The sequence below is a fragment of the Gluconobacter oxydans genome, assembly GCF_006539685.1.
Classification (GTDB): Bacteria; Pseudomonadota; Alphaproteobacteria; order Acetobacterales; family Acetobacteraceae; genus Gluconobacter; species Gluconobacter oxydans.
The window spans coordinates 1-20,686 of the sequence record NZ_BJNM01000021.1 but is presented as its reverse complement, the minus strand read 5'-3'; the positions used below and the strand labels follow the sequence as shown (position 1 = coordinate 20,686).

Below are 20,686 nucleotides of genomic sequence, written 5' to 3'. Positions count from 1 at the left end.
TCCGCTTTTTCGTCCCGAAGACAGGAGCGGTTCGCCTGAACCGCTCCCTTTTATGTTCCTGCCGGAGTTGCCCATGTCCCGATGCCTTGGCAAACGTGCGCCCAAGCATGATCTGCGAACCTACCGTCTGGCGCCCATGCTGGCCGCACACCTTCCCGCCGTTCCCGTGCAGAAGGACTGGTCCGAAGGGGTGCCCTATCAGATGTGGGGCAACGACCGGTATGGCTGCTGTGCGTTCGCGGCCCATGCGGCCCTGACGGCGACATGGACCCATGCCGCGCAGGGGCTGGTCGTGCTGTCCACGGATATGGTGCTGAACAACTACGGGGCCGTGACCGGGTTTGATCCGCAGACGGGGGCCCGGGACAACGGAACGGTCCTGCTGGACGAGCTGAACTTTTGGCTGCGTCAGGGTCTGCACCGTCCAGGACAGACCCTGGATTACCTGACGGCTTACGGCACGATCGATCCGCAGGACTGCGACGGGATCCGCCGCGGCATCTGTTATCTTGGGGGCGTTCTCGCAGGGGTTCAGGTGCCACAGGGCTTCATGGATCTTCCACTGGGCGCGACCTGGGACTGGAACGCCATTTCCGACCGCACGCCGGTGGGCGGTCATGCCATCGCCCTCGTGGGCTATAATCCTGAAGGGCTTTTCTTCAATACCTGGGGCACGCGGACATTCATGCCGTGGGACACCTTTACGAAAATTGCCGATGAAGCCTATGGCCTGCTGTCACGCCAGAACTGGATCGGCATTCCCGGTACATCGCCCAACGGAGAAGCCTTCGAAGCCCTTCTGGCGGAAGTGAGAGGCGTATGAGCGGCAGGATTTCCTCCGGCCGTTCTGCTCTGGGCCTGCTGGCACTCGCCCTCCTCGGCGGCTGTTCGGCGGGGTCTCCGTCCCCTGTCACGATCAGTGAGGCCATTGCCGGCGTCCAGATGGATCTGACGAAAACGGGGGTGGTCAGCACCTCGCATGTGCAGGACTGGACAGAGGAGCAGAAGACTGGGTTCGACCGGAACGTCCGCGCCCTGCAATGCAGCCAGCATGCTCCGGACCCGGTTGTCGCCATGATGTCCGGGCCGGTTACGCTGTCACTATCGGGGAGCTTTACGTCCTCGGGCAGCTTTTCGGTCAGCAGTTCCGGCACACTGCCCGTTTTCGGCCTTCAGGCGGACGCGAACCGCACGAAAGCCCAAACACTTGATCTTCCGGTCCAGTTCGTCCCGCTCTCCGCACTGCCGGATGCGGAAATGGCGCGGGAAGTCGGCTATGCCGGTGATCTCCTGTCACAGAGCGACACCGTGCGTCAGGCGGAAGGGGAAAGGATCAGAACCAGCCGCGATGCCCTGACGCGGCATGTTCTGGAGCTGATCGCCCTGTATCCCGGATCCTGTCCGAAGGATCCGGTTCACCCCTTCGTCGGTGTCCGGCGCGTTCCCTGACACGCAGCTGCGGAAAACTCCTAGACCGGCGCGGAAAGGCCGAGCGCCCTTCCCGCTGCCGTGGCGATATCATGCCTCAGCCGCACGACACTGTGGCCCCCTGAAGGATGGACCCGGTTGGTCAGGATCAGCACATAGCTGTCGCTGTCCGGGTCGATCCAGAGAGACGTACCGGTAAAGCCGGTATGTCCGAAGGAGCGGTGGGAAAACACGTCTCCCCTCGGGGACGAATAATGGGTGTCGATATCCCAGCCCAGTCCCCGAAGCTCCGTTTTTCCTGCCGGCTGCTGCGGCGTGGTCATGAGGATGAGCGTCTCTTGGCGCAGGGGGAAGCGGCTCGGACGTCCTTTCAGACGATCCAGAAGGGCCTGCGCATAAATTGTCATGTCCCGCGCATCCGAAAACAGCCCGGCGTGGCCGGCCACGCCCCCCATTCTCCGCGCCGTCGGATCATGCACCACGCCGCGCAGCATGTTGCCCTGCTCGTCATACTGGGTCGGGGCAATGAGGGAACGCAGACCGGTCGCCGGAAGATAGCCGGATTCCGTCATGCCCAGCGGTTCAAGAATATTGATCCGCGCATACTGGTCGAGCGGCAGGCTGCCCAGCTTTTCGACCAGAAGCCCCAGCATGATGTAATTGATGTCACTATAAACAAACTTCTCGCCCGGTGGATTGGCGAGCGGAGACGTCATGGCCCGTCTGACGCCCTCGGCCTTCCCGGTCCAGGGATCGTTCAGGGGAATGTCCGGCGGCAGGCCGGAATAATGGGTCATGAGCAGACGAACCGAAATGTCGCCCTTTCCATTGGATGCAAATTCCGGAAAATACTGGCTGACGCGGTCATCCAGATGCAGCTTCTGCTGCTCGACCAGCTGCATGACCGCCAGCGCCGTCATGGTCGGCTTGGTGAGGGACGCCATGTCAAAGCGCGTCTCCCAGTCCAGAGGTTCGGACACCGGAGCAAGCGCCCGCTTTCCATAGACGAACCGGTGCACGATCTTTTCATCATGACCGATCGCGACCACGGCGCCCGGAGCTTCACCTCTTCTGATGGCATCCCGGACAAGAACGTCCACTGAGCCAAACGAAGAACCCGGACGCGCGCAGGCGGCCATCTGACTGACACAGGCCGCCGCCCCTCCGAGCAGGACATGGCGCCGCTTCAGAAAACCGTACCTTTTTGTGGCGAGCCTCTCCGGCATGTTCCGTATCTCTCCTCTGCCCTGGTCCTTTATGGAAAAGAGTAGCGGTTTTTTACGATCACGCAACAGAATGCCTGACCGCATTCGATCCGTCAGTACGTGCGGCGCAACACGTAAATCGGGCGCTGCTTCGTCTCCATGTAGATACGGCCGATATATTCCCCCAACATGCCGATACTGATGATCTGCACACTGCTGAAAAAAATGATCGCCACGAACAGGGATGTATAACCCGGAACGGGATTGCCCCAGACGATCGTTCGCAACACGATGAAAAGCGCATAAAACATGGAGAGCAGCGCGCCCGCTGTTCCCAGATAGGTCCACAGCCGGATGGGCGCAGAGGAAAAGCTGGTGAAGCCTTCCAGGGCGAAATTCCACAGGGAATAGCCGGAAAACTTTGTCATGCCCGCCGCACGGGGCGCACGGACGTAATCGATGCTGACCGTCCGGAAGCCGACCCAAGCGAACAGGCCTTTCATGAACCGCTGACGTTCGGGCAGCCTTTTGAGCGCCTCGACCACGCATCGGTCCATCAGGCGGAAATCCCCCACATTTCCCGGAATCCGGATATGGGCAAGCCGGTTATGCAGCGCATAGAACCAGGACGCCGTCTTGCGCTTGAGCAGACTGTCACTGGACCGGTCGATCCGTTTGCCCAGCACGACCTCTGCCCCATCGCGCCAGGCCTGCACCATTTTCGGGATGATCTCAGGCGGGTCCTGGAGATCGGCGTCAATGATGATGACCGCATCTCCCGTCGCCGCATCGAGACCGGCCGTCAGCGCGGCTTCCTTGCCGAAATTGCGCGACAGTTCGAGCACCCTGAACCGCCGGTCGGTTTCGCAAAATCCGATCAGCTCCCGCAACGTGCCGTCACTGCTGCCGTCATCGACGCAGACGATTTCCCAGTCCGTGTCCGCAATCCCGTCAAGGACAGGCAGGATACTCCGCACGAAATGGCTGATGGCGGCTTCTTCGTTCCAGAACGGGACAATCAGGGAAAGCTGGCTGGCCATAGAGGGTTTTCAGGTTCCAAATCGTGACAGAATGATCATAACAGAAATATCCGCGTAACAGTCAGCCCTCCCGTCACGAAAAGAACAGCGTTCTTCGGGTACAGTCGATCCGTGTCAGAACCTTTCATGAGCATTGATCTTTTGCCTGCAGCCGATAAGGTGCCACGTCAGGACGGCGATCGGATTTCCACCCCGTCTCGCCCGTAACCGCCAGCCAGTTGTTTCTTCAAGTGTCACTTCCCGCCAGCCTTTCCGCTCTTTTGCAGCATCAGGGGATGTCAGGACCGGAAATGCAAAGTCCATGACAGACCTGACCACGACAGGGCCATCAGCCGCACAGCCGGCAGACAGAACGCCGCAGTGGCATCTGCAGGGCGAGCAGACCGCGCCGGTCATGGTTCTGAGCGGTACCTGGCAGGCGCGGGCCGGCAATATTCCCGTTTTTCCAAAAGACGGACTGAAAAAGGCGCCCGGCGCTCATCTGTCTTTCCAGACATCCGATCTCCAGGTCTGGGATACCGGGCTTGTGGCGTTCCTGTGGGATCTCAAGCGCGTTGCCCATGACGCAGGCATCAGTCTGGACATGCAGACGCTGCCCGGCCCGATGCGCCAGCTTCTCGAACTGCTGCCCGAAGTCCCCGACGAACCCGTCCATCACAAGACGGCCCGCACCCCTTTTCTGGAAACAGTCGGCAATCACGCCATCGCATCGATGACGGAAGTCGGCGTGGTCTCCGAACTGGGCGCGCTGACGGCAAAGGGCGCCGTCCTCACGCTTCTTGGCCGCAGCCGGATGCGCATGGTCGATCTGCTGGCCAATACGGCCGATGCCGGTCCGTACGCCCTGCTCATCGTGGGGATCGTCAACTTTCTGATCGGCGCGATCCTGGCCTTCGTGGGCGCCGTCGAGCTTCAGAAATTCGCCGCCGGCATCTATGTGGCCAGTCTGGTCGGCATCGCCATGGTGCGTGAGATGGCCGCCGTCATGACCGCCATCATCATGGCCGGTCGGACGGGTGGCGCCTATGCCGCACGGATTTCCACCATGCAGGGCAACGAAGAAATCGATGCCCTGAACGTCTTCGGCATTCCGACCTCAACCTATCTGATCCTGCCGGCCGTCCTCTCCCTCATCATCACGATGCCGTTCCTCTACCTGTATGGGTGCCTGATTGGCATGCTGGGCGGCTTCGTCGTGGCCATCTCGATGCTGGACATCACGGCGGCGGGATATTTCCATCAGACGGTCACGGCGTTCGGGATCGGCCAGTTCATCTTCGGTTTCACCAAGAGCCTCGTTTTCGGGGCCTTTATCGGTCTGACGAGCTGCCGGATCGGCCTGAAGGCCGGACGCTCGGCCGCGGATGTCGGCATTGCCGCCACGCGCGCCGTCGTCGTGGGGATCGTGGGCGTTATTGCGATCGACGCGATCTTCGCCGTCATCGCCGATGTTCTGGGGATCTGAGACATGCCTGACCAGACCGTCCTGTCCCTGCGCGATATCACGCTCTCCTTCGGCCCCAAGATCATCCAGAAAAACATCTCGCTCGACGTGCGCAAGGGAAGCATCTTCGCCGTCATGGGCGGCTCGGGCTGCGGCAAGAGCACGCTTCTCAAGAGCATGATCGGCCTGCTGCGCCCATCCGCCGGCGAATATCATGTCGGGGACGAGAACTACTGGGCCGGAGACGAAGCCCATCGCACGGATCTGAACCACCGCTTCGGCGTCCTGTTCCAGAGCGGCGCGCTGTGGAGTTCCATGACGGTCGGCGAGAACATCGCCCTGCCGCTCCAGATGTTCACGGATCTCAAACCCTCCGTGATCCGCAGGCTTGTGGAACTGAAGCTGGGTTTCGTCGGCATGTTACAGGCGATTGATCTCTACCCGTCGGAAATCAGTGGCGGCATGTGCAAACGTGCTGGTCTGGCGCGCGCCCTCGCCCTTGATCCGGATATCCTGTTTTTCGACGAGCCTTCCGCGGGCCTTGATCCGATCACCTCGGCCCGGCTCGATGACCTGATCCTGAACCTGCGGGACGGGCTTGGCGCGACGATCGTCATCGTCAGCCACGAACTGCCGAGCCTGTTTCATATCGCCGATGACGGCATCTTCCTGGACGCCAGGACAAAAACCCCGATCGCCCATGGCTCCCCCCGGGACCTGAGGGACAACTGTACCGATCCACAGGTGCATGCCTTCATGCACCGTGAACGCGACGAAGAAGGAAAAACGTGATGAACAGGCAGGCTCTTGTCGGTGCTTTCGTCCTTGGGGGGACGGGCCTGATTGTCGCGGCGTTCGTCCTGTTCGGCAATTTCCATCCCTTCACCCGGACGGAAAAAGCCGTTCTCGTGTTTCATGGCGCCTCGTCCGGGCTGTCTGTCGGATCTCCCGTCACGTTCCGTGGTGTCCAGGTCGGCGCGGTGGACCGTGTCGTCATCGAATACAATCCGGCTACGAAAGACGCCTATATTCCGGTCTTCGTCACCATACGCCCCGACAACATCGTCCTGACGAGCAGCACTCATCACCGCCCCGGCATGGAAGAACTCGTCCAGCAGGGTCTGCGCGGCGAGATGAACCTGAAGAGCTTCGTTACCGGCACGTCTGAAATCGATCTGGATTTCGCCCCCTCGACCCCGGCCGTGCTGCATCCCGATATCGCCCGCATCACCGAAATCCCGACCAAGCAGTCCACCATCGCGGCCATGACACAGAGCCTTCAGGACCTGCCGCTGAAGCAGATCGGCGAGAACGCCGATGCGACCCTGGCCTCGGTCCGGCAGCTTTCGGACCAGCTCGACAGGGAACTGCCGGCGCTTGTGCAGAGCATCCGTGACACCTCCGATCACAGCCGGGACATGGTCGATGCCGCCCGCAAGACGGTGACGGACCTTGAACCCGTCCTGACGCGGACGCTGCTCAGTGTGGACAGGCTGGCCAATGAGGGCGCCACCCAGCTCAATGCGCGCGGGCATGAACTCCATGCCGTACTGCAGAACAGCAATGACGCCGTCCAGCAGGCCTCGAAGAGTCTGGCCAATCTGGAGAGCATGACGTCCCCACGCTCTGCCGACCGCGCCAATCTCGAAGCAAGCCTGCGGGATATTGCCGCCGCCGCATCCGCCCTGCGCGGTTTTGCAACGGACGTGGAGCGTAATCCGCAGCTCCTCCTCACGGGACGCCGGCCATGAGCAGACAGTTCCGCCGCCCTTTGTTCCTTCCGGAGACCAAACCCGTGACACGGCTCATGACCCGATCCGCAGCCCTTCTGGCCTTCGCCCTGATGTCAGGATGTGCCGCGCCCCCCATGCAGTTCTATACGCTTGGGGCCCCCGCAATCGCGCAGAACAGCGGCACGCTGCCCGCATCGGCCCCGGTCCTGAACGTGTCGCATGTCACACTCCCGGATTATCTCGACAGTCAGGATATCCTCATACGTCAGGGCGACCAGCTTGACCGCAGCCCCAACGGGCGCTGGGGAAGCCGTCTGTCCCAGGGCGTGACCGACCTTCTTGCCGCCCATCTGGGACAGGACTGGCCAGGTTATGTCGTAACCACGCAGCCTTTGGCCGAAACTCCTGCCCTGCGTCTTGCGGTCAATATCAGCCGGCTGGATCTCGACAGCAGCGGTCAGGGTGCCCTGACTGCCGACTGGGCGCTGATCCCCTCGGACGAGCACCAGCCCATTCAGCGCAGCCGCGGCTCATTCACCGCACAGGGCACGGTGACGACCGACAGTGGCAAGGTCGCCCTGACCCGGACCCTCGTCGAACAGCTCGCTGCCCGGATCGCCAGCATGAGCCCGCGCCCCTGAACAGCAGCCCCTTTCGCTCAGGCGACGAAGGCCCTATTTTCCGTGATCCTGCGCCCTGAGGCTGCAAGTTCGCGGAGCGCCTGATTGAAAACCGTGTCCATTCTCCTGACCGTTCTGGCGGTCGGCTTTCCGGCGTCCCATGTCCCCGGGACGGCGCAGGCAGCCGAGACGCGCGATACGCTCTCGATCGGTCTGGCCATCGAACCGCCGGGTCTGGATCCGACGCGCGGCTCCAGCGAAGCCATCGGGATGGTGACGTACGGCAACATCTACGAAGGGCTGATGCGGCTGGACGAACAGGGCACCCTCAAACCCCTTCTGGCGCAGGACTGGCATATCTCGCCGGACAGTCTGACCTATGATTTCACGCTTCATGACGGCGTGCGTTTCCATGATGGCACGCCCCTGACCTGCGACAGCGTAAAGTTTTCCCTGCTCCGGGCAGGTGCAGCGGACAGCACCAACCCGCACAGGGCCATCTTCAGCCAGATCGCCGACATCTCATGCCCGGACAGCCTGCATGTCCGCATCCGGCTTCAGCATCCTTACGGCAGCTTCCTCTATCAGCTTGCCTGGAACGACGCCGCCATTCTCTCGCCGGCGTCCGCAGCGCAGAACATCAGCCATCCCGTCGGTACAGGTCCGTTCGTGTTCAGTGAATGGCGGCGTGGCGACCACCTGACCCTGACCCGCAATCCGGATTACTGGGGCGCCAGACCGACCCTGAGATCGGTGACGTTCCGCTTCATGCCCGATCCGCTGTCCGCCAGTAACGCGCTGCTGGCCGGGGAGCTGGATGCCTATCCGTCTTTCCCGTCCCGGGAAATCCTGAGCCGCTTTGCCGGAAATACGCAGTTGCAGGTCATCCGGGGCAGCTTTCCGTTCAAGGCCATTCTCGCGCTCAACAACGCCCGCCGCCCGTTCAGCGATTTCCGCGTCCGGCAGGCCATCGCACAGGCCATTGACCGCAAAGCCCTGATCCAGGCCGTGGCCGACGGAGACGGGACGCTCCTGCAATCTCACATGGCACCGGACGACCCCGATTACGTCGCCCTGCCCGACCGGTATCCCTACGATCCGGACCATGCCCGCGCCCTGCTGAAAGAGGCGGGCGTGGCATCCGGCACGCACCTGACCCTGACCTTCCCGCCCATCGGCTATGCACGCGACAGCAGCGAACTCATTGCCGCCTATCTGGAACAGGTCGGGCTGAATGTGACGCTTCAGCCCGTGGAATGGCCGACATGGCTCGGTCAGGTTTACGGACAGGGCCAGTTCGACATGACCGTCATCGCCCATACTGAACCCCATGACATCACGATCTATGACCGCACGCCCGTCTATTTCCACTATCACAGCCCGGTCTTTCACGGGCTCGTAGAACAGTACGAAGCGACGGCGGATATGACCCGGCGGCACCAGCTTTCCGTGCAGATGCAGGAACAGCTCGCACAGGACGAGCCCAATGTTTTCCTGTTCGCGATCCCCCGCGAAACCGTCATGAACCGGCACCTTAAGGGACTGTGGACCAACCAGCCCATCGCAGGCTGCCCGGTCGCCGGCGTTTCCTGGGCGCCATGACGGGCATGGCTGTTTTCCGTATCCTACTGGAACGGCTGGTTCTTCTTGTTGTCGCAAGCCTCGTTATTTTCGCGGCCATGAACCTGCTGCCCGGCGACCCCGCAGCGGTCATGCTCGGGCTGGATGCAAGCCCTGAAAGTCTGGCGGCCCTGCACCAGAAACTGGGACTGGAATCATCCCTGCCCGCGCGATACCTACACTGGATCAGCGCATTTATTCGCGGTGATCTGGGCCAGAGTTACATTTATGATGTTCCCGTCCGCAGCCTGATCGGCGAGCGCCTGCAAAGCAGTCTGCCCCTCATTCTGCTGGCCATGCTGCTGTCTCTGGGCGCAGGCATCCCGCTCGGCGTGATAGCGGCCGCCAAGCGCGGAACACTGCTTGATACGGGCCTGATGGGCTTCCTCCAGCTTTTCAAATCCATCCCGGATTTCTGGCTGGCGATGATGATGACATTCCTGTTTTCCCTGACCCTGCACTGGCTGCCCTCCAGCGGCTTTCCCGGCTGGCATGCTGGTGCCCTCCCGGCGCTCAGGGCCCTCACCCTTCCCGCCATCGCTCTCGCCATCCCGCAGGCCGCCATCACGGCGCGTTTCATGCGCTCGTCCCTGATCGAAACCCTGTCGCAGGATTTTATCCGCACGGCCCGGGCACAGGGCTACAGCAGACGCGGCGTTCTGTGGCGCATCGCACTGCCGAACGCATTGATCCCCGTCCTGACCCTGGCCGGGATCCAGCTTCCGGTCCTCGTGACCGGAACGATCATCGTCGAAAGCGTCTTCAGCCTGCCCGGCTGTGGAAAGCTCCTGCTGGAGGCCGTCAACCAGCGCGATATTCCCGTTGTACAGAACCTCGTCATGCTGATCGTCGCGTCTGTGATGGTCCTCAATGTGCTGATGACGATCTTCGTTCGCTGGCTTGATCCGCGCCTTGAGGCCGACCCATCATGATAGAGCGTCCCAACCGGACGCTCCGGGCGGGGAGCATTCTGCTCGGAATTGTCCTCCTCCCCGCGACCGTCATAACCCTGCTCGATGGCGGTCACGCGCCGCCCATCGATGTTCTGCACCGTTATGCACCGCCATCCCTGCTGCATCCGCTCGGAACCGATCCTTTCGGTCGCGACCTCATGGTCCATGTTTTGACCGGAGCCTTCAACAGCGTGACGATCGCCGCGATCGCCGTCTGCCTCGCCACGATTGTAGGAACGGCCCTCGGCCTGATCGCGGCGGTCCGACCCGCAAGAGCCATCATGGGACTAACCGATCTGGGCCTGGCCTTCCCGCCTGTCCTGATCGCAGCGTTGCTCGTCACAGCTCTTGGAGCCTCCGCCACGGGTGAAATCCTCGCCATTGCCCTGTTCGGCCTCCCGGCCCAGATCCGCATCACACGGCAGGCTGCACGCTCCATCCTCATTCAGGACTATATCGCCGCATCCCGACTGGCCGGACGTGGCCCGGTTTACATCATGCGCCGCCACGTCCTGCCCAACATCCTGCCGCTCCTGACGGTCCAGGCGACCTCCTCGCTGGCCCTCGCGATCCTGTCCGATGCCGGGCTGTCCTATCTCGGTCTGGGCGCCCCTCCGCCCCGACCGGATCTGGGACGCGCCCTAGCGTCGTATCAGATCCATATCTTCGATCATCCACTGCTGGTCGCCATCCCGGGAGTAACGATCATGCTGCTCGTGTTGGGCTTCAATATGTTCGGGGATGGCCTGCGGGATGCTCTGGATGCCGCCCATGAGGAGCACACCCCATGAGCCCTCTGCTCCATGTCCGGAATCTGAGCGTCCAGAGCCCGGAGCGGCCGATCCTGCATGAGGTATCCTTCACGCTTGAACCGGGCCAGATCCTCGCTGTCACCGGGGAATCCGGTTCAGGGAAATCCACGCTCGCACTAAGCCTGATGGGGCTGCTGCCCCCCGGTTTTCAGGCTCACGGCAGCATCCGGCTTGAAGAGACGGAGCTTTCCACACTCTCCCAACAGGACTGGTGCCGGCTCCGGGGAAAAAGACTGGGCATGGTCTTTCAGGAACCCATGACGGCCCTGAATCCCACGCGCCGTATCGGAACACAGATCGGGGATACATTCCGCCTTCATACGACGCTCTCCCCTCGCGAGATCGACACGGAAACGCGCACGCTTATGGAACAGGTCGGCCTGTCTGAAGCTGGCGTAAACGAACGCGCCTATCCGCATCAGCTTTCCGGTGGCCAAAGACAGCGTGTCCTTCTGGCAATGGCGCTGGCCTGCCAGCCCGAACTCCTGATCGCGGACGAGTTCACCACCGCACTCGATGCCCGGACCCAGGCCGTCATGATGGCGCTCGTGACCCGCCGTTGCGAAACGCAGGGCATGGCCGTTCTCATGATCTCCCATGACCTCGGGCTGGTGCGTCATTATGCCGATCATGTTCTGGTCATGAAAGACGGCACCTGCGTGGAACAGGGCCCGACCCCATCCGTGTTTGACGCCCCACACCATCCCTACACGCAGGCGCTCCTTGCCATGTCCTTGCACGGCGCGGCCCGCACGCCGCTTACGCCCCTTTCCGTCTTTACGGCGCCGTCATGACCCCGATCCTTCAAGCCCGGAATGTGACGTATGGGAGGACAGGCCGGCAGGGTTTCTCCTTCACGCGATCTGCACGCCCACCCATTCTGAAAAATATCAGCCTTGATCTGCAGGCAGGCCAGACGCTCGGGATCGTCGGGGCCTCGGGAAGCGGAAAATCCACCCTGTGCCGTATCCTCAGCGGCCTGATCGCGCCCGATGAAGGGCAGATCCTGTATCAGGGGCAGGATTTCGTGACCGCATCAGAAGCCGCGCGGAAGAAAATCCGTCCCGCGATCCAGATGATCTTTCAGGACCCGGCTGGCGCGCTCGATCCACGTCAGACGGTCGGTGATATTGTGGGGGAAGCGCTGGGTCCCGTCCCGGATCGGGACGCCCGCATCCGCACAGCCCTCCAGAACGTCGGACTTTCCGACGATATCACCAGCCGCTACCCGAGAGCCTTTTCCGGCGGCCAGAAGCAGCGGATCGCCATCGCCCGCGCCCTGATTACACGCCCTTCCGTCATCATCGCCGATGAAGCCGTCTCGGCGCTGGATGTGTCCACACAGGCCATCGTCCTGAACCTGCTGCTCGATCTTCAGAAGCAGCATGGACTGTCTTATGTTTTCGTCAGTCACGATCTGGCCGTCATCCGCCATCTGTCGCATCATATCGCCGTTCTGGATCAGGGTCGGATCGTGGAATCCGGCCCGGCATCCGATATTCTGGATACGCCCACCCAGCCCGCCACGAAGGCGCTTCTTGAAAACACCTACTGACCCGCGAGGCGTCATGACCAGCCTGAACCTCCTTACCGACATTCCCGGCATCCGCGTCGGCCATAGCCAGGATCTAACCCTGCGCACGGGCGTGACAGCGATCCTGTTCGATCGCCCCGTCATCGCCTCCGGCAGTTTCCCGGGCGGCGCACCGGCCCTGCGGGAAACCGCGCTGCTGGAACCGGAAAACATGGTCGGGCATATCCATGCGGTCCTCCTGTCAGGCGGCTCGACCTATGGGCTGGACGCGACAACCGGGGTTCAGGCCTGGCTGCGCAAGCAGTTCGGCAACGCACCTTTGCCGCCGGGCACCATCCGCGTCCCCATCGTAGTGCAGGCCAGTCTTTACGACCTTCCTGCGGGCGGACAGACGACATGGGGCCGCTATTCGCCCTATGCCGAAATGGGCCATCAGGCCGCGACCAGCGCCCGAAGCGGAGCTTTCACACTGGGCACGGCTGGCGCAGGAACAGGCGCGACAACCGCCATACTGCGCGGGGGGCTGGGTTCAGCGAGCGCGATCACACCCGCCGGGCACCGAGTGGCCGCACTGGTCGCCGTCAATGCCGTCGGAACGGCCACAATCGGCGACGGGCCGCATTTCTGGAGCGCGCCTTTCGAGCAGGGAGACGAATTCGGCGGTCTGGGTATGCCGGCGCATCTCAGCACTGAGGATTTACGCCTGCGTTCCAAATGGGCCTCCGTCACCGGCACCACGATCGGCCTTATCGCCACGGACGCCACCCTCACCAAAACACAGGCCAAACGTCTCGCCATTCTGGCGCAGGACGGCGTGGCACGCGGCGTGTTTCCAGCCCACCTGCCGCTGGATGGAGACGCCATGATCGGGGTCTCGACCTGCGAAAAGCCAGCTCCCCTGGGTCAGGAATGGACCGAAATCCTCCATGCCGCCACGCAGGTCACAGCCCGCGCCATCGCCCGGGGCGTGTATGAGGCGTCCCCTCTTCCCGGTGGTAGCGCCCTCCCGACATGGCACGAACGTTTCGGATGCAAAGATACGCCACAAAAATGATCTGACCATCATTTCATATATTTTACTCAGGATCGTATATGATTATAGGACTCAGACCGAGTGTCGTGTCCGAGGCTGAGTCCATGTCAACTTTTGTGCCGTCCTATCCTGTCCGCTCCTCCCTTCGTCAGGCCATCGCCGCAGACATGCGCAGGCCCGAAGCGGAATGCATCCTTCCCCTGATCGAACAGGCCACGCTGACCGAAACGGAACAGCAGAACACGTTTGACGTCGCCCGCCATCTGACCCGTACGCTGCGGACGCAGCGTCGTCCGGGCGGCGTCGAAGCACTCGTGCAGGAATTCTCGCTATCCTCCGCCGAGGGCGTCTCCCTGATGTGTCTGGCCGAGGCACTCCTGCGTATTCCGGATGCCGCAACACGCGACGCCCTGATCCGCGACCGGATCGGCACGGGGGACTGGCTGTCCCATGTCGGCGGCAAAAAATCCGTTTTCGTGAATGCGGCCTCGTGGGGGCTGATGCTGACGGGCAAGCTGACCAACGACACGGATGAAGGACTGGCTGCCGCGCTGTTCCGCCTCGTCGGACGTGGCGGGCAGCCGCTGGTCCGCCGTGCGCTCGACATCGCCATGCGCATGATGGGCGAGCAGTTCGTCATCGGCGAAACCATCGAGGAAGCCCGCAAGGTCAGCACGGAACCCGAAGAGCGCGGCTTCAAATATTCCTACGACATGCTCGGCGAAGCGGCGATGACGGAAGCGGACGCCCTGCGCTACCGCCGTGACTACGAGCGCGCGATCGACGTGATCGGCCAGACCGCGCGCGGTGCGAATGTCTATGAAAAAGCCGGGATTTCCATCAAGCTCTCGGCCCTGCACCCGCGCTATGCCTTCGCCCAGCGCGAGCGTGTGCTGAAAGAACTCGGCCAAACGCTGAAGGACCTGGTCATTCAGGCCCGCCGCTATGACATCGGCATCAATATCGACGCCGAAGAGAGCGAACGTCTGGACCTCTCGCTCGATCTGATCGAAGATTTGTGCCACTGCCCGGAACTGGACGGCTGGAACGGCATCGGCATCGTCGTGCAGGCTTATGGACGCCGTGCACCCAAGGTTCTGGACTATCTGATCGACCTCGGCCGCCGCAGCGGACATCGCCTCATGATCCGTCTGGTGAAGGGCGCGTACTGGGACAGCGAAATCAAGAAAGCGCAGGTCGAAGGCCAGACGGATTTCCCGGTCTACACGCGCAAATGCTACACGGATGTCAGCTATATCGCCTGCGCGAAAAAACTCCTCGCGGCGCGCGATGTCGTCTTCCCACAGTTCGCGACCCATAACGCCCGCACGCTGGCCACGATCTACACGCTGGCGGGTCTGAACTTCCAGATCGGCGACTACGAGTTCCAGTGCCTGCACGGCATGGGCGAGACGCTCTACAACGAAGTTGTCGGCCCGCAGAAGCTCAACCGCCCGTGCCGGGTCTACGCCCCGGTCGGCTCGCATGAGACGCTGCTGGCCTATCTGGTGCGCCGCCTGCTGGAAAACGGCGCCAATTCGTCGTTCGTCAACCAGATCGGCGATGAGAGCCTTCCCATCGAGACCCTGATCGCCGATCCGGTCGCGCTCGCAAAAGCCGTCCAGCCTCCGGGCGCCTCGCATCCGGCCATTGCCCTGCCGAAGGACCTGTTCGTGCCCGAACGCACCAATTCCCGCGGTCTGGATCTGACCGACGAACACACCGTCACGGCCCTGGCCGAAGCCGTCTGCGCCTCCGAAAAACAGACGCTGGAGGACCTGTCCTGCTCGGGTGAGACGCAGGAAATCCGCAATCCGGCCAACCATTTGGACAGGATCGGCAGTGTCCGTTTCGGAACCGAAGAGGATGTCCGCAAGGCCATTGATGCCGCCGAAAGCGAAGGCGCAGCATGGGCGGCTCTTTCCGCCGACGCACGAAGCACCAAGCTCGATCGCGCAGCGGATCTGCTGGAAGAGCATCAGAGCGAACTGATGGCCCTTCTGGTTCGCGAAGCGGGCAAGTCCTATGCCAATGCGCTCTCTGAAGTTCGCGAAGCCGTTGATTTCCTGCGGTATTACGCCGTTCAGGCCCGCGAAACGGCCCAGGCCGGTAGCAGCGCGCCGCTCGGCGTTGTCGCCTGTATCAGCCCGTGGAACTTCCCCCTCGCCATTTTCCTGGGACAGATTTCGGTCGCACTGGCGGCTGGCAATACGGTCGTCGCAAAACCGGCCGAGGAAACACCGTTCATCGCCCTGCGCGCCGTCGCCCTTCTGCGCGAAGCGGGCGTGCCGGAAAACGCCCTCCGGCTTGTGCCAGGTGCGGGCGAAACCGGCGCGGCCCTTGTGGCCGATCCGCGGATTTCTGGCGTGATGTTCACCGGCTCCACCGCCGTGGCCGGCCTGATCGCCAGCACTCTGACCAGCCGGACCGGCGCAGACGGGCAACCCGTTCCGTTCGTAGCCGAGACCGGCGGCCAGAACGCCATGATCGTGGACAGCTCCGCCCTGACCGAACAGGTGGTCGCGGATGTTCTGGTCTCGGCCTTCGACAGTGCCGGCCAGCGCTGCTCCGCCCTGCGCGTCCTGTGCGTCCAGGAAGACTGCGCCGATCGCGTCCTGACCATGCTCCGTGGTGCGGTCGAAGAACTGCGCGTGGGCAATCCGGCCGAACTGCACACGGATGTCGGCCCGGTCATTTCCGCTGAAGCCCAATCCGGCATCCAGACCTATATCGACGCATCCCGCGCGCAGAACCGTGCTGTCTGGTCCCTTCCCCTTCCGGACACCACATCGAACGGCACATTCATCGCCCCGACGATCATCGAGATCGACAGTCTGGCGGACCTCAAGGGCGAAGTCTTCGGGCCGGTCCTGCATGTCCTGCGCTTTGAGGCCAGCGGCTTCGAGGCCCTGATCAACGCGATCAACCAGTCCGGCTACGGCCTGACTTTCGGTCTGCACACAAGGATCGAAAGCCGCATGGCGCATGTCACCTCGCGCATCGAGGCCGGGAACCTCTACGTCAACCGCAACATGGTCGGCGCGGTTGTGGGTAGTCAGCCTTTTGGCGGCGAAAAGCTGTCGGGTACGGGGCCAAAAGCCGGTGGTCCGCTGATCCTGCGTCGCCTGATGAGCACCGCCCCGGCCCATACGGACTGGGAAAACCAGGAACTGCCAGAGCCCGCACGGCTCTTCCTGTCCTGGCTGATGCGGACAAGCTTCCCGCTCTATCAGACAATCGTGGACGCCATGCAGCACGGCATGTGCGGCACCACGCGCGAACTGCCCGGCCCGGTCGGCGAGACCAACCTGTATCAGCTTCTGCCGCGTGGCGCCGTCCTGTGCGTCGCCAGCGACCGCGAGACCATGCTTCGCGCCGTGGGCCTTGCCCTGAGCGGTGGAAACACGGCCTTCGTTCAGGGACCGAATGTGGCTTCGGACTGGGTTTCCGACCTTCCCGATGCGCTTGCGCTGCATATCCGCCGCACGCAGGGTGGGCGTGTTGCAGGATGCCGGACGATCCTTGCATCTCCGGAAGAAAAGCAGATGGCGGAACAGGCCCGTGCAGCCCTGTCGCGTTCGGGCATGATCGTCCAGCTTTACATGCTTGACGCGAAAAGCCCGATCCGGCCTGAATGGGTGCTTCAGGAAAAGGTCGTCAGCACGAACACAACGGCCGCGGGCGGCAATGCCAGCCTGATGACCATCGGATAACGGTCCTGTCCGGCATGGCCGTTCGCGCCGGCCATGCTAAGAGGACTGCCCCCCAACTGACGGACGACCCCATGCGCGCTGCCGAGCCGAAGTTTACACCTGTTGATACGAAAAGCGGCTCGGCCTCGCTCGAAATTGCGGACGCCCTGCGCCGTGCCATCACAGAGGGTATCCTGACTGACGGTCAGCCGATGCGACAGTCGGAGCTTGCCCGCAATTTCGGCGTCTCCACCATCCCGGTCCGCGAGGCTCTCAAACAGCTTGAGGCGGAAGGGTTGATCGCTTTCCTGCCCCATCGCGGCGCCGTGGTCACAGGGCTGAGCGAGGCGGACATTCTGGAATATTCGGACATTCGCGCCTCGTTGGAAAGCATGGCAGCGGGGTTGGTCATGACATCCCTCACCCGTGTCGATCTGGCGCGGATCGAGGACGCCTATGAGGCCTTTGTCAGCGGAACAGGCGGCGCCCAGGGGATGGAGCAGTCCGGACGTCTGAACTGGGAATTTCACGGTGCCATCTATGCCGCAGCGCAGCGCCCGAGGCTGTACGGCATGATCCACGACCTGCATTCCCGGCTCGACCGTTACATCCGCGCCCATCTGGAACTGCCGGGGCGGAAAGCCGCCACCGACGCCGAACATTTCCAGATCCTTCAGGCCTGCCGCGCTCGCGACGGCGAGGAACTCGGCCGCCTGACGAAGCAGCATATTCTCGAAGCCGCGTCCCTGTCGCTGGACGTCATCCGCGAGCGGACAACGCCCTGATCCTCACCGCGCAGGATTGACCGCAACCAGCGTCGCAGGTCCCCGCTCGGCATACCAGAGATGCAACGGGCCATCCGCATGGAAAAAACCCGGAATGCTGTCAATGATATGAGCACTCTGCTCCAGACACGACACCAGACGGACACGGTACAGTCCCTCCATCCCGGAAGCCTCGCCCGCCCCGATCAACCCCGCGGCCGCCATAAGAGACGCAGCCGTCCCGACCGGATCCCGCCGCAGGGTCCTGAAGGACGCAAGCGCCACATCCAGAGCCTCCCTTTCACGAGCATTCAGCCCCGCCGGTTCCACGGCCTGCCGCAGCCGGATCAGCAGACGCCCGAGGGACAGGGCGGCAAACGCACCATCGACATAGCCCTGACGGTCGATGGGAGACGCCACCAGAGACAACCGCATGAGCAGGATGGAAACCTTCTGAATCTGCGTCCCTTCCCACACCATCCAGGATGGCACCTTCGCCGCAGGCCGGGCCGAAAGGCTCTGCAAACTGCGCCCAAGGGAAATGACGAGCCGTGAGGCATAAAGCCGCTGATCGGCCGGCATGATCACCCGGAACACCAGAACCAGAAGCGCACAGCCCATCAGAATGGCGAGCCAGGTGTTGATGAGCGTGATGTCATCGGGAACCATGCTGTTCGTTATCATCAGTTGCATGGCCAGAAAGACCGTGTAGCCGAACGCCCCCACGCCGTAACGCGGATGAAACTGGAGCCACACGCCCGGCAGCATGCAGGCACAGACCGACAGCCAGAGCATTGGATAGCCGTCCACGCGTGGAATTGCGGCGATATGGCACAGCCAGCAGGCCGGAACCGACAGCGCCGTCCCGATCGCCATTGGAAGACTGGCCCGTGCCGCCGAGGGCGCCGTGGACAGCAGGCTCGATGCCGCCACGACATACATGATCATCATCGGCCCTGTCGGGAAATAGGTGATGTACCAGATCATGCAGGCCAGAAAGGCGATCAGCATCCCGCGCAGCCCGTTATAGATCGCCGACATCCATTCCAGATAAGGCAGCACCCGGACGCGGACATGCGGGCCGCGCGGGCTGGACAGGTCCAGAACCGTCTCACGAAGCTGAAGAAGAATGTCGCGGACATTATCGACAGATGCCTGAACCGCAGGCGAAGTCGCCGCTTCCTCCAGAACCTCAAGCCGCCCGAGCGCCTCTTCCAGACAGGCCAGCACGCCCTGCGGCCGCTCGATCCATCCAGCACTTTCCGTCAGGGCGAGGAGCTGAATCAGCGTGTCGCGGATCTCACGATGAACAGGCGCAGAGAGCGGATTTGCTACTCCCAGATTGCGCCAGTACGGATGATAGGACGCGACAAGCCCCGTCATGCGGCTGACGGCGAGCCGGTATCCCCGCACCCCGGCATGAATATCGGGGTTGTCCGTCGCGGCGTATTCAATGGCAGGTCCGAGCCGTGCCAGTTGCCCCAGAAGACGCTGCCGCCCGTCATAGATTGTCTGCGGAAGGCTCCGGAAAGCCCCTTCAGTTCCCACAGGTTCCGAACCCGGAACATCCTGCGCATCGGAGCGGTTCATCAGTCCTTCATGAAACACCAGGGCATGGCGGATCGTCTCGCGGAACGCCCCCGAAAGCGCGTCCATCGTGCCCTGACGCCGACGCGGCGATGTCACCATGAACACCGCCGCCGTCACCACGATCCCAAGTGCTACGTCCGACACGCGCATCATGGCGGACATGAAAATATTCTCGGGATGCGCAAACGCGGGAACGGCCACGATGATGATCGTGTAACCTGCCAGAACCGCCGCATAGGCCCGGAAATAGCGCAGGCAGGTTGCCGTCATGCAGGCCAGGCCCACAAAGGCCGACAGCACCATGAAATACAGGACGGCGGACTGTACGAACATGGCCATGACAGCCGTGCTCAGGGCCGCGCCGATCACCGTCCCGGTCATGCGCCAAACGCTTTTGGAGACCAGAGCACCCACGGTCGGGTTCGCGACGATCAGGACGGTCGTGACCGTACTCATCGGCGATTCCAGCTGGATCATGAACGCGAGAAAGAGCGCAATACCGATGGACAGGAAAACCCTGGCCGTAAAAGCCGCCGTTGAGACGAAATTCCGCCACCGCACGCTGTTGCGGTCGAAAGAAAGAAGCTGGCGAAAAGGATTGCGCATGAAAGGTCCGGAAAATCAGGGGGAAGAAAAACCGGAGAGGGAAAATTTCCCTTCCATCATGCCAAGCTGGCTGCGAATCATCGCCACGGCATCCGAAGGCAGTCCCTCGGTCAGACGGGCTTCCAGATCCGCCGCGATGCGGTGGAACTGACGGCACCGCTCGCACCCGGCTTGCGTGAGAACCAGAAGGTTGGAGCGACGGTCCTGCGGATCGGGCTTCCGCGAGATTAGCCCTTCCCGCCCCAGATGATCGAGAACCCGCACGAGCGCCGAACTGTCTACGCCCATGACGGACGCCAGATCGCTCTGCTTCATCCCGTTTCCCATCACCATCAGGTACGCCATGGGCCGCATGGTCGCGAGCGTCATGCCCTCGGGCAGCAGGAGACGGCCCAGCTGCGCCCGCCACAGACTCGACAGTCGCAGGACATGAAAGGTCAGCCCCATGTCATGAAAACTGCTGTCCCGAAGAATGGACGGATCGTACTGAACAGCCATTTCTGCTGACACCTCATCTGTTGACATGGCAATAGATTATATGACACCATCACAATTGAAAACAGATCCTGTTGACATTTTCGTCAGGAGGTTCAGTTTTTGATCCATATCACT

General features: G+C 62.3%; 18 protein-coding genes. 14 read left to right on the top strand and 4 right to left on the bottom strand.

Annotated features, from left to right (window positions below):
- Positions 1–73: 73 nt before the first annotated feature.
- Positions 74–823, top strand: a complete 750-nt coding sequence (locus tag GOX01_RS09440; protein ID WP_011253644.1) for a hypothetical protein — start codon at positions 74–76, stop codon at positions 821–823.
- Positions 820–1,449 carry a hypothetical protein gene (locus GOX01_RS09435; RefSeq protein ID WP_011253643.1) on the top strand — a complete coding sequence of 210 codons (630 nt, stop codon included), beginning with the start codon at positions 820–822 and terminating at the stop codon, positions 1,447–1,449. Before GOX01_RS09440 ends, GOX01_RS09435 begins: the two co-directional genes overlap by 4 nt.
- 20 nt (positions 1,450–1,469) lie before the next feature.
- Here GOX01_RS09435 and GOX01_RS09430 read toward each other — a convergent pair whose 3' ends face one another.
- Together GOX01_RS09430 and GOX01_RS09425 are read right to left on the bottom strand one after the other, a co-directional pair.
- Positions 1,470–2,654, bottom strand: a complete 1,185-nt coding sequence (locus GOX01_RS09430; RefSeq protein ID WP_062269189.1) for a serine hydrolase domain-containing protein — start codon at positions 2,652–2,654, stop codon at positions 1,470–1,472.
- Between the two features lie 92 nt (positions 2,655–2,746).
- Entirely contained in the window at positions 2,747–3,673 is a 927-nt protein-coding gene (locus GOX01_RS09425; RefSeq protein WP_011253641.1) for a glycosyltransferase family 2 protein, read from the bottom strand.
- Positions 3,674–3,974: 301 nt separating this feature from the next.
- Here GOX01_RS09425 and GOX01_RS09420 point away from each other — a divergent pair, with 301 nt between their 5' ends.
- The 12 genes from GOX01_RS09420 to GOX01_RS09365 all read left to right on the top strand — a co-directional run bounded on the left by GOX01_RS09420 (position 3,975) and on the right by GOX01_RS09365 (position 17,899).
- Positions 3,975–5,138, top strand: coding sequence for an MlaE family ABC transporter permease (locus GOX01_RS09420; protein WP_011253640.1), 1,164 nt, complete (start codon positions 3,975–3,977; stop codon positions 5,136–5,138).
- A gap of 3 nt (positions 5,139–5,141) precedes the next feature.
- On the top strand, positions 5,142–5,909 hold the full coding sequence (locus tag GOX01_RS09415; RefSeq protein WP_011253639.1) for an ABC transporter ATP-binding protein: 768 nt from the start codon (positions 5,142–5,144) through the stop codon (positions 5,907–5,909).
- The gene (locus GOX01_RS09410; protein WP_011253638.1) at positions 5,909–6,868 is read left to right on the top strand and encodes an MlaD family protein; all 960 of its coding nucleotides are present in this window, start codon (positions 5,909–5,911) and stop codon (positions 6,866–6,868) included. The genes GOX01_RS09415 and GOX01_RS09410 overlap by 1 nt, the downstream gene beginning before the upstream one ends.
- Positions 6,869–6,912: 44 nt before the next feature.
- Entirely contained in the window at positions 6,913–7,491 is a 579-nt protein-coding gene (locus tag GOX01_RS09405) for a PqiC family protein (RefSeq protein ID WP_231139112.1), read from the top strand.
- A gap of 93 nt (positions 7,492–7,584) precedes the next feature.
- Positions 7,585–9,072, top strand: coding sequence for an ABC transporter substrate-binding protein (locus GOX01_RS09400; RefSeq protein ID WP_231139114.1), 1,488 nt, complete (start codon positions 7,585–7,587; stop codon positions 9,070–9,072).
- Between the two features lie 5 nt (positions 9,073–9,077).
- The gene (locus tag GOX01_RS09395; RefSeq protein WP_231901686.1) at positions 9,078–10,022 is read left to right on the top strand and encodes an ABC transporter permease; all 945 of its coding nucleotides are present in this window, start codon (positions 9,078–9,080) and stop codon (positions 10,020–10,022) included.
- The gene (locus GOX01_RS09390; protein ID WP_011253634.1) at positions 10,019–10,834 is read left to right on the top strand and encodes an ABC transporter permease; all 816 of its coding nucleotides are present in this window, start codon (positions 10,019–10,021) and stop codon (positions 10,832–10,834) included. The genes GOX01_RS09395 and GOX01_RS09390 overlap by 4 nt, the downstream gene beginning before the upstream one ends.
- The gene (locus GOX01_RS09385) at positions 10,831–11,649 is read left to right on the top strand and encodes an ATP-binding cassette domain-containing protein (RefSeq protein WP_011253633.1); all 819 of its coding nucleotides are present in this window, start codon (positions 10,831–10,833) and stop codon (positions 11,647–11,649) included. The genes GOX01_RS09390 and GOX01_RS09385 overlap by 4 nt, the downstream gene beginning before the upstream one ends.
- A complete protein-coding gene (locus GOX01_RS09380) occupies positions 11,646–12,410 on the top strand; it encodes an ABC transporter ATP-binding protein (RefSeq protein WP_011253632.1) in 765 nt (254 codons plus the stop codon). Before GOX01_RS09385 ends, GOX01_RS09380 begins: the two co-directional genes overlap by 4 nt.
- Positions 12,411–12,423: 13 nt before the next feature.
- Positions 12,424–13,443, top strand: coding sequence for a P1 family peptidase (locus GOX01_RS09375; protein ID WP_011253631.1), 1,020 nt, complete (start codon positions 12,424–12,426; stop codon positions 13,441–13,443).
- An 83-nt stretch (positions 13,444–13,526) separates the two neighbouring features.
- Entirely contained in the window at positions 13,527–17,135 is a 3,609-nt protein-coding gene (gene putA / locus GOX01_RS09370; RefSeq protein WP_131973880.1) for a bifunctional proline dehydrogenase/L-glutamate gamma-semialdehyde dehydrogenase PutA, read from the top strand.
- Between the two features lie 71 nt (positions 17,136–17,206).
- Positions 17,207–17,899, top strand: a complete 693-nt coding sequence (locus GOX01_RS09365; RefSeq protein ID WP_011253629.1) for a GntR family transcriptional regulator — start codon at positions 17,207–17,209, stop codon at positions 17,897–17,899.
- A 3-nt stretch (positions 17,900–17,902) separates the two neighbouring features.
- On the opposite strand, the gene GOX01_RS09360 is transcribed toward GOX01_RS09365, so the two are convergent.
- Positions 17,903–20,074, bottom strand: a complete 2,172-nt coding sequence (locus GOX01_RS09360) for an FUSC family protein (protein WP_011253628.1) — start codon at positions 20,072–20,074, stop codon at positions 17,903–17,905.
- Positions 20,075–20,089: 15 nt separating this feature from the next.
- Entirely contained in the window at positions 20,090–20,572 is a 483-nt protein-coding gene (locus GOX01_RS09355; RefSeq protein WP_011253627.1) for a MarR family winged helix-turn-helix transcriptional regulator, read from the bottom strand.
- Positions 20,573–20,686 lie beyond the last annotated feature (114 nt).

Coding starts and splice junctions, on each gene's coding strand:
- putA (WP_131973880.1), top strand. CDS start 13,527: ATGTCAACTTTTGTGCCGTCCTATCCTGTCCGCTCCTCCCTTCGTCAG.
- GOX01_RS09415 (WP_011253639.1), top strand. CDS start 5,142: ATGCCTGACCAGACCGTCCTGTCCCTGCGCGATATCACGCTCTCCTTC.
- GOX01_RS09420 (WP_011253640.1), top strand. CDS start 3,975: ATGACAGACCTGACCACGACAGGGCCATCAGCCGCACAGCCGGCAGAC.
- GOX01_RS09440 (WP_011253644.1), top strand. CDS start 74: ATGTCCCGATGCCTTGGCAAACGTGCGCCCAAGCATGATCTGCGAACC.
- GOX01_RS09390 (WP_011253634.1), top strand. CDS start 10,019: ATGATAGAGCGTCCCAACCGGACGCTCCGGGCGGGGAGCATTCTGCTC.
- GOX01_RS09425 (WP_011253641.1), bottom strand. CDS start 3,673: ATGGCCAGCCAGCTTTCCCTGATTGTCCCGTTCTGGAACGAAGAAGCC.
- GOX01_RS09410 (WP_011253638.1), top strand. CDS start 5,909: ATGAACAGGCAGGCTCTTGTCGGTGCTTTCGTCCTTGGGGGGACGGGC.
- GOX01_RS09380 (WP_011253632.1), top strand. CDS start 11,646: ATGACCCCGATCCTTCAAGCCCGGAATGTGACGTATGGGAGGACAGGC.
- GOX01_RS09385 (WP_011253633.1), top strand. CDS start 10,831: ATGAGCCCTCTGCTCCATGTCCGGAATCTGAGCGTCCAGAGCCCGGAG.
- GOX01_RS09355 (WP_011253627.1), bottom strand. CDS start 20,572: ATGGCTGTTCAGTACGATCCGTCCATTCTTCGGGACAGCAGTTTTCAT.
- GOX01_RS09435 (WP_011253643.1), top strand. CDS start 820: ATGAGCGGCAGGATTTCCTCCGGCCGTTCTGCTCTGGGCCTGCTGGCA.
- GOX01_RS09395 (WP_231901686.1), top strand. CDS start 9,078: ATGGCTGTTTTCCGTATCCTACTGGAACGGCTGGTTCTTCTTGTTGTC.
- GOX01_RS09375 (WP_011253631.1), top strand. CDS start 12,424: ATGACCAGCCTGAACCTCCTTACCGACATTCCCGGCATCCGCGTCGGC.
- GOX01_RS09365 (WP_011253629.1), top strand. CDS start 17,207: ATGCGCGCTGCCGAGCCGAAGTTTACACCTGTTGATACGAAAAGCGGC.
- GOX01_RS09360 (WP_011253628.1), bottom strand. CDS start 20,074: ATGCGCAATCCTTTTCGCCAGCTTCTTTCTTTCGACCGCAACAGCGTG.
- GOX01_RS09430 (WP_062269189.1), bottom strand. CDS start 2,654: ATGCCGGAGAGGCTCGCCACAAAAAGGTACGGTTTTCTGAAGCGGCGC.